This is a genomic window from Micromonospora sp. NPDC048839 (assembly GCF_040649915.1).
GTDB lineage: Bacteria > Actinomycetota > Actinomycetes > Mycobacteriales > Micromonosporaceae > Micromonospora.
Genome location: NZ_JBEZGL010000027.1, coordinates 54997 through 68682 on the forward strand (window position 1 = coordinate 54997; position 13686 = coordinate 68682).

A 13686-nucleotide genomic window follows, 5' to 3' on the forward strand; every position below is an offset into this window, starting at 1 on the left:
CGACCGTGAGTGCACCGGCCCGGCAAAAGCGACGGACCCGCGCCTGTACGATGGCGCGTCGTGGCTGTGCCGGTGGTAGACCCTTCGCTGATTCCCGTTACCGACGCCGATCCGGCCGAGGTCGAGCCGACACGGCGGTCTCGACGCCGCCCGGCCCGAGCCGACCTGTTGGCCCTCGGAGCCTATGTGCTGCTGGGCGTCTTCGTCTGCCTCAACTACTGGGGTGACGTCACCGGCCGGGTCTCCTCGCACCTGCCCACCGACCACAGCTGGTTCGAGTGGTTGTTCGCGCACGGCGCGTACTCGGTGCGGCACCTGGAGAACCCGCTGTTCACGGCCCGGCAGAACGCCCCGGACGGCGTGAACATGATGGCCAACACCTCACTGCTCGGGGTGACCCTGCCGCTGGCCCCGCTGACCATGCTGCTCGGCCCCCAGGTGATGTACGCGCTCTATCTGGGTGCGGCGCTGGCGGCCACCGCCGGCACCGGGTACTGGATGCTCTCCCGCCACCTGGTGCGCTCCCGGGCGGCGGCCTTCGTCGGCGGCGCGTTCCTCGGCTTCGCGCCGGGGATCATCCACCACGCCAACGGTCAGCCCAACTTCGTGTCCAACTTCCTGTTGCCGCTGATCGTGGTGCGGGTGCTGCGCCTCGGCGAGCCGGGCCGGTGGCGGCGCAACGGGCTGGTGCTCGGCGCGCTGGTGACGTACCAGATCTTCATCAACGAGGAGATGCTGCTGCTCACCGCGCTGGCCTGCCTGGTCGTCGTGCTGGCGTACGCCGTGCAGCGGCCGCGCGCCGCCTGGGCGGCCGCCGGCACGTTCGCGGCCGGGCTCGGGGTAGCCGGTGGGCTGGCCCTGGTGCTCGCGGCGTACCCGATCTGGTTCCAGTTCAACGGCCCGCAGTCCTACCGGGGCCTGCAGGGTGGCGTCTTCCACAACTGGGGCGAGGACCTGATGGCCTTCGTCACCTTCGCCCGGGACACCTGGGCCGGTGACCCGGCGGTCGAGCAGACGATCGGGCTGACCGAGCAGAACACCTGGTTCGGCTGGCCGTTGGTGCTGCTCTCGCTGGTGTCCCTGGTGCTGCTCGTGCGCCGGTCGCTGGCCACCCGGATCGTCGCGGTGCTGATCGTGGTGTTCACCGTGGCCTCGATCGGGCCGATGGTGCGCTTCGACGGGGTGGAGACCACCGTGCGTGGCCCGTGGTCGTACGTGCCCGACGACCTGCCACTTGTCGAGATGATGATGCCGACCCGCCTGACGCTCGTGGTCGCCGCCGCGGTGGGCGTACTGCTCGCGTTGACCTGGGACGCCGCGCACCGCCAGGGGCGCGCGGTGGCCGACCCCGCGCGGGTGCCGGCCCAGCGCGTCGACGAGCCGACCCCGGCGACGTCCGACGACCCGGCCGCTTCCGCGCCGGTCGCGGCGCGCCGTCGGTGGCTGCGCCCGGTGGGGTACGCGGCGGTCACCCTCGCCGTGCTGCCGCTGCTGCCCCGGCCGCTGCCCGCCCAGCAGATCGACCCGCCACCACACTTCATCACCGCGGGCGGCTGGCGACCGTACGTGCCGGCGGGCCGGACCCTGGTGCCGGTGCCGATCCCGAGCAACGTGCACGGCCTGCCGACGCTGCGCTGGAGCGCGCTGACCGGGCAGGAGTTCCCCGTCCCGGGCGGTTACTTCATCGGGCCGAACGAGCTGGGCGAGGGGGTCTTCGGCGCGCCGAACCGGCCCACCAGCACCCTCATCTACTCCACCATGGACAAGGACGCGGTCCCGGCGCTCACCGACGAGAACCGTCGCCAGGCCGTCGAGGACCTGCGGTTCTGGCGGGCGTCGGTGGTGGTGCTCGGGGCGCACCCGCGCGAGGCGGTGCTGCGCGATCTGGTCACCGGCCTGATCGGGCCGCCGCAGCGGGTCGACGACGTCTGGGTCTGGGACGTCCGCGCCCTGGTGGGTTGATCAGACCGAGCGGTCGCTGAGCGCTCGCACGTCCCAGACCCAGACGTCCAGCTCCTGGCGACCCGGACCAACCAGCTCCTCGACCGTCCGTCGCAGCGGCTCGGCGTTCTGCTGGCGCAACGGCAGCACCAGGATCGCCGCCCGCCAGTGCCGCAGCTCGTCGGCGAATCGACGACGCTGCCGGTCGTCGAGCTTCGGCGTACGGCCGGTCGTCGCGACCTCCTCCAGCATCTGGCCCACCCCGCTGGGCCGGCCGCCGAACCGGCCGGCGTCACCGGTGTTGCCGTTGCGGGGGGCGAGGAAGTAACCGCCGGGGATCTTGAAGTCGAGGTTGGTGGCCGCCGCCCAGCGCATGCCGTGCGTGTTGCCCATGCTGGGCACCGGGATCGGCACCAGCGTCTGGTCGGGCCCGACGTACGCCCGCCAACGGTCGGCGGTGATGAAGTCCGGCACCGGCGGCCGGGAGACCATCCGCAGCGGCATCGGGGCGATCGGCAGCAGGGCGAACGCCAGGCCCGCCGCGGTGAGCGTCCGCACGGTACGCCGGTCGGCGGGGCGCAACGCCCAGGCCCGTTCGACGGCGAGCGCGAGCAGCAGACCGACCACCACGCTGGTGATCAGACCGAACCGGGTCGGCACCACCGCGTCCAGCAGCGGCAGCTGTACCAGCAACTGCCACGGCCCGGTGACCAGCTCCCGATCCCACCAGGAGACCCGCTCCCCGAGCGAGAGGACGGCGAAGAGCACGCCCGTCGCCGCGAGCGCCCGGACGACCAACTCCCGGCGCAGCCAGACCACGATGCCGATGGCGATCAGCGACAGGCTCCAGCCGAAGAAGGCGTTCTCCTCGGAGTAGTTAGGCGCAAGATTGATGTTGGCGCGCTGGTTGCCGCCGAGGGTGGGCGAGCCCTGGGCGAAGAAGGCGGCGATGTCGTTGCCGTAGTCCTTCACCGCGTCGCTGAGCCCGTGGTAGGCCATCGGCCCGGCGAACTGCACGTACAGGGGGTACGCCAGCAGTGCCCCGGCCAGCAGCGCGCAGGTCACCACACCGGCGCCCAGGGGCCGCCACGCGGCCCGCCAGCGGGCCGGCTCCTGCACGAGGACCGCCAGCAGGAAGACGCCGCACGCCAGCGCCGTGAAGAGCAGGATCTCCTCGTTGATGAACGCCTGCACGGCGACCAGCAGGGCGAGCAGCGCGCCGTCCCGGACCGGCCGGGTCGAGCGGGTGAGCACCAGCACCCGCCAGACGATGAACGGCAGCAGGAACTGGCTGATGATGTTCGGGTGCCAACTGGCGTGCGAGAGCATCGCGGGTGAGAAGCCGCAGAACCAGCCGCCGGCCGCCGCCGCGAGCGGGGTGCGCACCAGGTGGCGGGAGAGCATGAGGTACCAGGCCATGGCGGTGCCGGCGAGGCCGAGCGTCACCAGCACCACGAAGGAGACCGCCGGCCCGAACAACAGCGTCACCGGGACCATCGGGATGCCCAGCGCCAGCACGGCCGTGTTGGCCATCAGGTTGACGCCGTCGGGGTAGTTGAACTGCTCGGTGTAGAACGGATACTCGCCGTGCAGCACCACGCGTACCGAGTGGGCGAGGAAGAACTGCACCTGGGCCGGGTCACCGGTGTAGAGCGAGGCCACCCGACCGGACGGGTCGAGCCAGATCCGGCTGGTCACCCAGAGCGCGGCGAGCAGGAACAGCCCGCCCACCGCCAGGTGCTGCCGCCGCCGCGTCCACCCACGCCACCACGCCCGCGACGGTACGGCCGTCGCGCTCTCCACGAACTCGTCCGGCGCGTCGGTCTCCGCCGGCGCCGGCACGACGGTCTCCGCTGGCGGCGCGGCGGCCTCAGCCGGAGCCGGCGCGGCGGCCTCAGCCGGAGCCGGCGCGGCGGCCTCAGCCGGAGCCGGCGCGGCGGCCTCAGCCGGAGCCGGCGCGGCGGCCTCAGCGGGGGTGGTGCGGGTGGGGGCGGTCGCGTGCACCTCGGCCGGCGCGGTGGAGGCGCTGGTCAACGCGGCGGGGCCGGCGAACTGGCCGACCGGAGTGCGACAGCTCACCATCTCGCCGGAGCCGGCTGCCGACTCCGGGTGCGGCGCGGGCAGGGCGCGGGACTCGGCAGGCGTCACAGTCGGCGGAGTCTACCGGAGTAACCAAAACGCACTAAAGCCCCGGTGGCGTCCACTGTAGGTGGTCCGACGACGACCACCTGAGCTCTGGCATCCGACATCTCGTACTATGGCGCTTTCCGACAGCGACGGCGAGGCGATCGGGGGCGGGCCAGGTGACTCCAGGCCGTCGGTACGGCAGGACGCTCGCCGTCCTGCTGAGTGCGCTGTTGGTCAGCACGGCATGCGGTCCGGTCGCGGATCGCAAGCCACAGGACCTGCGGGTCGGGTACGACAGCCTGGATGGCACGCTGGCGGTGTGGCCGCCGCGCGGCGATCTCTCGGGCGACGCCTCGGCGACGGCAGCGGTCACCGACGCCGTTCGTGACTGGCGGTCACCAGCCGATGACCGCGCGCACCTACCCACGTCCGGCATCCTTTTCTCCGGCCGGGTCGATGGTGCCCCGACGGCGATCGTGGCCGCCGACGTGCCCGGCGAGAGCGCCTCCTGGCTGCTGCAACTCACCCGCGACGGCGATCGGTACGCGGTGACCCGTGCCACCGAATACACCGACCCGGGTTATCTCGTCTACTCCGACGTACTGCCGGTGCAGACCGCCGGCGGCCGGCGCTACCTGATCTCCGCCCGGGTGCAGACCCTGGTCGGGCCACAGGATCGGACGCTCACCGTCGCGGACGGCCTCAGCGCACCCGTCGACGTGCCGGCCTGCACGGCCGTCGCGGTGACCGCGACCCTCCGAACCACCGAGTCGTTGCCCCGCGGGCGGGCCGCCGACCGGCTGCTGGATCTGGGCACCGGCACCGTCGATCCGCGCTATCCCCTGGTCCGCGACGAGTCCGGCACGGGACGGCGGGCGCTGACCGGGCTGGACACCTGCGTGCTGGCCGGCGACCGGGGTCCGTTCGGCAGCATTCCACGCCGGATCGGTGACCGGGACGCGCCGCGCTCGGTGCCGACGTCGTGGCCGATGGCGAAACTCACGGTCCGCTCGCTCGGCGAGGTCGCCCTCGGAGGTGGCGCGGCGGCGGAGTTGCAGCAGCTCAACTGGGATACCGACGCCGGCGCGATGACCGCGGTGATCTACCGGCCGGCCGACGGCGGCGCACCCGTCGTCTCGCCCGCGGACCGGGCCACCCCGCTGCAGGCGTACCAACTGCCCGTGCCCGGTCAGCCGCTGGTGGTACTCAGCTGGCGGGCCACCCGGGACAGCTCCCTGTCCGTCCCGCCGGGCACTCCGCTGCTGGTCGAGCGCCCCGGTCTGGCGGTCATCCCCAGCCCGTCCCGCTCCCAGACCTACAGCCTCGCCAACTCCGACAAGACCCACTACCGCTCGGTAAAGCCCCACTGACCCACCCCGTCACGCCCCCGCGATTTTGCACGTTGTGCGGCGACACGTAGCCGCGAAGCGCGCGTTTCGACAAGGCGGCGGGCGGTCCCGGAGGGCCGCCCGCCGTTGGTGTCGCGAGGTGGTCAGTTCTGCGCGGCCGCGTCGCTGGGGGTAAGGCGGTCCGGGGTGGCGTCCAGGCCGGAGATCCAGCCGGTGACGTTGCGGGCCACGTCCTGGGCGGTCAGGCCCAGGTCGGCGAGGATCTGCGCGCGGGTGCCGTGCGGGTGCCAGTCGGCCGGTACGCCCAGGTCCTTGAGCGGTACCCGGACGTCGGCGTCCCGCATCGCCTGGCCGAGCGCGTCGCCCACCCCGCCGACCCGGACGCCGTCCTCGACGCTGACCACCAGGCGGTGGCGGGCGGCGAGGTCGACCAGCTCGGCCGGAACCGGACGCACCCAGCGGGGGTCGACGACGGTGACCCCGTAGCCCTGCTCGGCGACCCGGGCGGCAACCTCCATGCCCAGCTGGCCGAAGGAGCCAACGGCAACCAGCAGTACGTCGGTACGCGCCGACTCGGCCAGCACGTCGACCGGGCCGACCCGGCGCAGCGCCGGCAGGTCCGCGGCGACCGCGCCGGTCGGGAAGCGCACCACGGTCGGGCCGTCGTCGACGGCGAGCGCCTCGCGCAGCTCCTCGCGGAGCGTGGCGGCGTCCCGGGGGGCGGCGATCCGCAGGCCGGGCACCACCCCGAAGACGGACATGTCCCAGATGCCGTAGTGGCTGGGGCCGTCCGGGCCGGTGATGCCCGCCCGGTCCAGCACGAAGGTCACCGGCAGCTTGTGCATCGCCACGTCCAGCAGGACCTGGTCGAAGGCGCGGTTGAGGAAGGTGGCGTAGACCGCGACCACCGGGTGGAGGCCGCCGAGGGCCAGCCCGGCCGCCGAGGTGGCGGCGTGCTGCTCGGCGATGCCCACGTCGTACACCCGCTCGGGGTACTTACGGGCCAGCTTGGCGATGCCGGTCGGCTCGGCCATCGCGGCGGTGATGCCCACCACGTCCGGGCGTTCGTCGGCGATGGCCAGCAGCTCGTCGGCGAAGACGTGCGTCCACTTCACCGACGGGGCGGCCAGCAGCGCGCCGGTCTCGACGTCGAAGGCGCTGCCGGGGCCGTGCAGGCAGTCCGCCTCGTCCTCCTCGGCGGGACGGTAGCCGTAGCCCTTGCGGGTGACGGCGTGCACGATCACCGGGCCGCCGAAGTTCTTGGCCGCGCGTAGCGCCGCCTCGACCGCCGCCACGTCGTGCCCGTCCACCGGACCCACGTACTTGATGCCGAGGTCCTCGAACATGGCCTGCGGGGCGACGGCGTCCTTGATGCCCTTCTTGACCGCGTGCAGCACCTCGTACATCGGCTTGCCGACCAGCGGCGTGGAGCCGAGGGCGTCCTTGACCGTGTCGAGGACCTTCTCGTAGCCGGGGTTGAGCCGCAGCGAGGAGAGGTGGTCGGCCAGCCCGCCGATGGTCGGCGAGTAGGACCGGCCGTTGTCGTTGACCACGATCACGAGGGAGTTGCCCGCGGTGGCGATGTTGTTCAGCGCCTCCCAGCACATGCCGCCGGTCAACGCGCCGTCGCCGACCACGGCCACGACGCTGCGGGCTTCGCCCCGCAGGGCGTACGCCTTGGCCAGGCCGTCGGCGTAGGACAGCGCGGTGGAGGCGTGCGAGTTCTCGATGAGGTCGTGCTCGCTCTCCGCCTGACTGGGGTAGCCGGAGAGGCCACCGCGCTGGCGGAGCTTGTCGAAGCCGGCCTGGCGGCCGGTGAGGATCTTGTGCACGTACGACTGGTGACCGGTGTCGAACAGGAGCCGGTCGCGGGGGGAGTCGAAGACGCGATGCATGGCCAGCGTCAGCTCGACCACACCGAGGTTGGGCCCGACGTGCCCACCGGTGCGGGAGACCTTGGCGATCAGGAAGTCCCGGATCTCGGCGGCGAGGACGTCCAGTTCCTCACCGGACATCCGCTTGACGTCCTGCGGACCGCGGACCGTCCCCAGCAACCGGCCGTGGTTGGCCGTGTCCTCTTCAACACTCATGACCCGAGAGTCTATCGGCCACCCGGCACTCCGCAGCCCGGGCCGAGTGGCCCACGCCGCCCGGGTCGGCTGAGCGCCTGGTCAGAGCCGGATCCGCGGCCGCCGCCGGAGGACCGGAGGACGAGGATTTCCGGTCAGCGCTCGACCGGAGGCAGCAGCAGCCCGACGCACTCGACGTGCTGCGTCATGGGGAAGAGGTCGAATCCCCGCAGCGCCGCCAGCCGCCAACCCAGGTCGGTGAAGGTGCGCACGTCCCGGGCGAAGGCCGCCGGGTCACACGCCACGTACGCGACCGCCCGGGGACCGGCGGCGACGACGTCCCGCACCACCTGGGCACCCGCGCCCGAGCGCGGCGGGTCGAGCACCACCACGTCGACCGGGCCGGTGATCCGTCGACGGGTGAGCGCGGTCTCCACCCGGGCCGCCACCACCTCGACCTGGGGCAGGTCGGCCAGATTGACGCGGGCCGCTTCCACCCCGTCCCGGCTCGATTCGACAAGGGTGATCCGGGCAGCGCCGACCCGGTCGGCGAGGGCGGCGGCGAACAGCCCCGCGCCACCGTAGAGGTCCCACGCGGTCTCGCCCGGCCGCGGGTCCAACAGCTCCAGCACGGCCGCGCAGAGGGTGTCCGCCGCGGCCGGGTGCACCTGCCAGAACCCGGACGCGGGCAGCGCCCAGTCCCGGCCGGCGGCCACCTCGCGGACCTCGGTCGGGCCACTGACCGGGGAGGGCACCCCGTCGCGGACCGCGGTGACTGTCACGTCCCCGCCGGTGCTGGCGACGGTCTCCACCGCCTCGGCGGCCGGCCAACGTTCGGCGAGCACCGGCAGCCGCTGGATGGAGGGGTGGGCGATCCGGCACCTGTCGATCGGCACCACCTCGTGCGAACGGTGCTTGAGCAGGCCGGCCCGGTCCGCGGCGTCCACGGCGTAGCGGACCCGGGAACGCCAGCCCAGCAGCCCGCCGGGCAGCGCCTCGACCCGGACGCCGAGTTGGTCCAGCTCGGCGTCGGTCAGCCCACCCAGGCGGGTCAACTGTTCGCGCACCACTGCGGTCTTCCAGGCCAGTTGCGCCTCCGGGGCGACGTGCTGCAGGTCGCAGCCGCCACACGCACCCGGCTTCGCGTACGGGCAGGGCGGCTCGACCCGGTCCGGTGAGGCGTCCAGCACGGTCACCGCGTCGGCTCGGACGAACCCCCGGTGCACCTCGGTGACCTCGGCGACGACCCGTTCACCCGGCAGCGCGTGCCGGACGAAGACCACCTGCCCGTCCACCCGGGCCACGCAGTGCCCGCCGGGGGCGACCGCGTCGACCGTCAGCTCGACCCGTTCCGCCTCGGCCAGGCCACGCTCAAGCACCGACGGCACCGACGGCACCGACGGCGGGTCGGCCGGGGTGGCGGGCTGGCGTACGCCGGGCTCAGTCACGGCCGGTCCCGACCGGGCCGCCGTCGATCGGGCGAGTCTCGGGCGCCGGGGCGGAGGCGACGGGCAGGCCCTCCGGCGGTACGGTGCCGCGCGGCCCGCGCGCCGGGGTACGGGACAGCGTCGCGTCCAACCGGTCCAGGTTCTTGCTCGCCGTCGAGGCGAGCTGCCACGGCACGCTGACCACCATCACCCCCGGTTCGAAGAGCAGCCGGCCCTTGAGGCGCAGGGCGCTCTGGTTGTGCAACAGGTTCTCCCACCAGCGACCCACCACGTACTCCGGAATGAAGACGGTGACCACGTCCCGGGGTGACTTGCGGCGGGTGGAGGCGACGAAGTCCAGGATCGGCCGGGTGATCTCCCGGTACGGCGAGTCGATCACCGTGAGCGGGATGGCCATCTCCCGCCGCTCCCAGTCGGCCTGCAGGTCGCGAGTGTCCTTGTCGTCCACGTTGACGGTCACCGCGGTAAGCGTGTCCGGCCGGGTGGCCCGGGCGTAGGCGATGGCCCGCAGCGTCGGCTGGTGCAGTTTGCTGACCAGCACGATCGCGTGGTTGCGGGCGGGCAGCACGGCCCGGCCCTCGTCCGGCGGGGTCAGCTCGGCCGCCACCCGGTCGTAGTGCCGGCGGATGGCCAGCATCAGCAGGTAGATCACCGCCATCGCGGCGATCGCGATCCACGCGCCGAGCAGGAACTTGGTGATCAGCACGATCACCAGCACCGTCCCGGTCAGGCCCATGCCGAACGTGTTGATGGCCCGGGACCGGATCATCCGGCGCCGCGCCTCCGCGTCCCGCTCGGTGCGCAGACGCCGGTTCCAGTGCCGGATCATGCCCGCCTGGGAGACCGTGAACGAGACGAAGACCCCGACGATGTAGAGCTGGATGAGCCGGGTCACCTCGGCCTGGAAGCCGACGATCAGCACGATCGCGAACAGGGCCAGGAAGGTGATGCCGTTGGAGAAGGCCAGCCGGTCGCCCCGGGTGTGGAACTGGCGGGGCAGGTAGCGGTCCTGGGCGAGGATCGAGCCGAGCACCGGGAAACCGTTGAACGCGGTGTTCGCCGCCAGGAAGAGGATGAGCGCGGTCATCCCGGCCACCACGTAGAGCAGGATCGAGCCGGAGCCGAAGACCGTCTCGCCGAGCTGGGTGGTGACGGTCTTCTGCACGTAGCCGTCCGGGCCGGCGACGATCTGGAGCGCCGGGTCCTCGACGAACTGCAGGTGGGTCAGGCGGGCCAGCCAGATGATCCCGACCAGCATGCTCACCGAGATCGCACCCAGCAGCAGCAGGGTGGTGGCGGCGTTGCGGCTCTTCGGGGCCTTGAACGCCGGCACGCCGTTGGAGATCGCCTCGACGCCGGTGAGCGCGGCGGCGCCCGAGCTGAACGTCCGCAGCAACAGGAAGACGAGCGCGAAACCGGTCACACTGTGCTCGGCCTGGATGACCAGGTCGGCGCTGGGCGCCCGCAGGTCGTCGCCCAGCACGAAGACCCGGAACAACCCGGTGAGCAGCATCCCGCCCATCACGATGACGAAGCCGTAGGTGGGGATGGCGAACGCGGTGCCGGACTCCCGCAGGCCGCGCAGGTTGACAGCGGTCAGCAGGACCACCGCGATCACCGCGATCAGGACCTTGTGGGTGGCCACGAACGGCACCACCGAGCCGAGGTTGGCCACCCCGGACGAGACCGACACCGCCACCGTGAGCACGTAGTCGACGAGCAGCGCGCTGGCCACCCCGACGCCGAACTTCGGACCCAGGTTGACCGTGGCCACCTCGTAGTCGCCGCCGCCGGAGGGGTAGGCGTACACGTTCTGCCGGTAGCTCGCCACCACGGTGAGCATCACCACGACCACCGCGAGGGCGATCCACGGGGAGAAGAAGTACGCCGAGGTGCCGGCGATGGAGAGGGTCAGCAGGATCTCGTCGGGCGCGTACGCGACGCTGGACAGGGCGTCGGAGGCGAACACGGGTAGCGCGATGCGCTTCGGCAGGAGGGTGTGCTGAAGTCGGTCGGACCGGAACGGTCGACCGAGCAGAAGCCGCTTCAGCAGCGAGGTGGGACTGGCCACGAACGCCAAGAGTACGACCACCACCGTGGGAGCGCGGGGGTGGGCGAGCGTGACTGCCGGGCACGACGGGGTACGGTCGGTCCCCGCTCCGCACCGGGACGTGGCAGGCTCGCACTCGTCAGGCCACCAGCAGACGGAGTGGTACGCACCTTGGGAGGGACAGCGTGCACGTCGTGATCATGGGATGTGGCCGGGTCGGGTCGACCCTCGCCCACAGCCTGGAATCCCGGGGGCACTCGGTGGCGGTGATCGACCAGGATGCCGACGCCTTCCGCCGACTCGGCCCCGACTTCGCCGGAATCACGGTGACCGGGGCCGGTTTCGACGGTGAGGTGCTGCGCCAGGCCGGCATCGAGCGCGCGGACGCCTTCGCGGCGGTGTCGAGCGGCGACAACTCCAACATCATCTCGGCTCGGCTGGCCCGCGAGACGTTCGGCGTGTCCCGGGTCGCCGCCCGCATCTACGACCAGCGCCGGGCGCAGGTCTACGAGCGGCTGGGCATCCCCACCGTGGCGACCGTGCGGTGGACGGCCGACCGGATGCTGCGGCACCTGGTGCCGGAGGGCAACGTGGAGATCTTCCGCGACCCCACGAGCACCGTGTCAATCGTCGAGGTGCCGGTGCACAAGGACTGGATCGGTCGGTCGGTACGCACCCTGGAGGACGCCTCCGGCGCGCGGGTGGCCTATCTGATCCGCTTCGGCATCGGCACGCTGGCCACCGGCTCTACCGTCGTGCAGGAGGGTGACCAGGTGTTCATGCTGGTCAGCGATGACATCGTGGCGACGGTCACGTCGGCGGCGGCGGCGCCGCCGGAAGGGGGGCACTGAGCCATGCGGGTCGCCATCGCGGGCGCGGGCAACGTGGGCCGTTCGATCGCCCAGGAGCTGATCGACAACGGTCACCAGGTGATGCTCATCGAACGTCAACCCAAGATGCTGCGCCCGGACCGGGTGCCGGAGGCCGAGTGGGTGCTCGCCGACGCGTGCGAGGTGGCCAGCCTGGAGGAGGCCAACATCGCCGGGTGCGACGTGGTGGTCGCGGCGACCGGCGACGACAAGACCAACCTGGTGCTGTCGCTGCTGGCCAAGACCGAGTTCGCGGTGCCTCGCGTGGTCGCCCGGGTCAACCGGGCCGAGAACGAGTGGCTGTTCACCGAGCAGTGGGGCGTGGACGTCGCGGTGAGTAAGCCGCGGGTGATGGCTGCGCTGGTCGAGGAGGCCGTCACCGTCGGCGACCTGGTCCGGCTGATGACCTTCCGGCAGGGCGAGGCCAACCTGGTCGAGATCACCCTGCCACCGACCGCGCCCTACGTCGGTCAGCCGATCCGCGCCGTGCCCCTGCCCCGCGACTCCGCGCTGGTGGCGATCCTGCGCGGCAAGCGGGTCCTGGTGCCCAGCCCGGACGACCCGATCGAGGCCGGCGACGAACTGGTCTTCGTCTGCACCGCAGAGGTGGAGGACCAGGTCCGCGCGGTGATCCTCGGACCGGACAGCGTCGAACGGACCCGCGGCTCGCGCTGAGCGGGCGGCCCGGGTAGCCGGGCGCTCGCTCAGGCGCCGGGCAGCGGGGTCGGCTGCGGCTCCCGGGTGACCCGGCGCACCGTCCAGACCGTGATCAGCAGCAACAGCGCGTACGGCGGGTAGCCCAGCGCCAGCCGGGCCACGCCCAGCGCGGTGTCCTGGTGGGCCAGGTAGAGCCCGGCCTGCACGCCCACCTTGGCCAGCCACACCACGCCCCAGAGCACGGTCAGCTGGGTGAAGGTTCGCACCAGTTTCGGATCGTCGCGCCATTCCGAGCGGCCCTTGGCGACCAGCACCGACCAGATCCAGCCCACCAGCGGCTGCCGGATGACCGCCGAGACCAGCAGGGCGATGCCGTACCCGATGCCGTAGAGGATGCCGGGAAGGTAGAAGTCGCGCTCGTCGCCGGTGCGCCAGGCGATGGCAGCGCCGATACCGACGCCGAACAGGCCGTTGACGGCGTGCCGGATCGGCCGGCGCTGGGCCAGCCGCAACCCGGCGATCAGCAGCGCGATCGCGACCGAGGCGATCACCGCCGGTCGCAGCTCACCGATGATGTTGGCGACCACGAAGACGACCACCGGGATGCTGGACTCCACCAACCCCCGCCAGCCGCCGAGCTGGTCGGCCATCTGCTCGGCGATCGTCGGCAGTGGCTCCTCTTCCGGCGGGCCGGTCTCCGGCTGTGCCGCCCGGTGCTGTCCCGTCGTCATCGCCGGCCTTCCGTCCGCAGCGCCGTCACTTCGGCGAGTCCAGCTCGTAATAGGGGTTGTAGATGACCTTGCGGTCGTCGCGTACCGCCACCCGGCCCCGGGCGGTCAGGTGCCGACCCGGCTCGATCCCGGCGATGTGCCGTCGCCCCAACCAGACCAGGGTGACCACGTCGGTGCCGTCGTACAGGTCGGCTTCCAGCGTGGGCAGGTTGGTGCGCGGCGTGTAGACCACCGTGCGCAGCCGACCAGCGACCGAGACCAGCTGGCCCCGCGAGCACTGCTGGGCGGGGATCCCGCCGCACTGGGCGCTCTCCCGACGCAGCTCCTGCGCGTCGATCTCGGCCTCACTGGCGGTGAACCGTTGCAGGATGCGCCGCAGCGACACCCGGCCCTCGTCGGTCGTCATGACCTCCGCGTCACCCTCTCCACGATCGCCGTCCCCGGC

General features: G+C 72.3%; 10 protein-coding genes. 4 read left to right on the forward strand and 6 right to left on the reverse strand.

Annotation, left to right across the window (positions count from 1 at the left end):
* The first annotated feature begins 66 nt into the window (after positions 1-66).
* Positions 67-1962: a hypothetical protein gene (locus AB0C25_RS33330; protein WP_357378708.1), complete on the forward strand. Its 1896-nt coding sequence runs from the start codon at positions 67-69 to the stop codon at positions 1960-1962.
* Here AB0C25_RS33330 and AB0C25_RS33335 read toward each other — a convergent pair whose 3' ends face one another.
* Positions 1963-4089 (reverse strand): hypothetical protein, encoded by a 2127-nt coding sequence (locus AB0C25_RS33335; RefSeq protein WP_357378657.1) that lies wholly within the window; start codon positions 4087-4089, stop codon positions 1963-1965.
* Between the two features lie 155 nt (positions 4090-4244).
* Between AB0C25_RS33335 and AB0C25_RS33340 the strand changes: the two genes are divergently transcribed.
* The gene (locus AB0C25_RS33340; RefSeq protein WP_357378659.1) at positions 4245-5438 is read left to right on the forward strand and encodes a hypothetical protein; all 1194 of its coding nucleotides are present in this window, start codon (positions 4245-4247) and stop codon (positions 5436-5438) included.
* Between the two features lie 122 nt (positions 5439-5560).
* Here the strand turns inward: AB0C25_RS33340 and dxs are convergent, their stop codons facing one another.
* The 3 genes from dxs to AB0C25_RS33355 form a co-directional block, all read right to left on the reverse strand.
* On the reverse strand, positions 5561-7507 hold the full coding sequence (gene dxs / locus AB0C25_RS33345; protein ID WP_357378661.1) for a 1-deoxy-D-xylulose-5-phosphate synthase: 1947 nt from the start codon (positions 7505-7507) through the stop codon (positions 5561-5563).
* A gap of 134 nt (positions 7508-7641) precedes the next feature.
* On the reverse strand, positions 7642-8865 hold the full coding sequence (locus AB0C25_RS33350; RefSeq protein WP_357378710.1) for a TRAM domain-containing protein: 1224 nt from the start codon (positions 8863-8865) through the stop codon (positions 7642-7644).
* 61 nt (positions 8866-8926) lie between these two features.
* The gene (locus AB0C25_RS33355; protein ID WP_357378662.1) at positions 8927-11005 is read right to left on the reverse strand and encodes an APC family permease; all 2079 of its coding nucleotides are present in this window, start codon (positions 11003-11005) and stop codon (positions 8927-8929) included.
* A 164-nt stretch (positions 11006-11169) separates the two neighbouring features.
* On the opposite strand from AB0C25_RS33355, the gene AB0C25_RS33360 reads away from it, so the two are divergent.
* Positions 11170-11835, forward strand: a complete 666-nt coding sequence (locus AB0C25_RS33360) for a TrkA family potassium uptake protein (protein ID WP_357378664.1) — start codon at positions 11170-11172, stop codon at positions 11833-11835.
* Positions 11836-11838: 3 nt separating this feature from the next.
* Positions 11839-12528: a TrkA family potassium uptake protein gene (locus AB0C25_RS33365; RefSeq protein WP_357378666.1), complete on the forward strand. Its 690-nt coding sequence runs from the start codon at positions 11839-11841 to the stop codon at positions 12526-12528.
* 29 nt (positions 12529-12557) lie between these two features.
* Here the strand turns inward: AB0C25_RS33365 and AB0C25_RS33370 are convergent, their stop codons facing one another.
* Together AB0C25_RS33370 and AB0C25_RS33375 are read right to left on the reverse strand one after the other, a co-directional pair.
* Entirely contained in the window at positions 12558-13241 is a 684-nt protein-coding gene (locus AB0C25_RS33370) for a DUF3159 domain-containing protein (RefSeq protein ID WP_357378668.1), read from the reverse strand.
* A 25-nt stretch (positions 13242-13266) separates the two neighbouring features.
* A complete protein-coding gene (locus tag AB0C25_RS33375; protein WP_357070298.1) occupies positions 13267-13647 on the reverse strand; it encodes an OB-fold nucleic acid binding domain-containing protein in 381 nt (126 codons plus the stop codon).
* Positions 13648-13686: the final 39 nt, after the last annotated feature.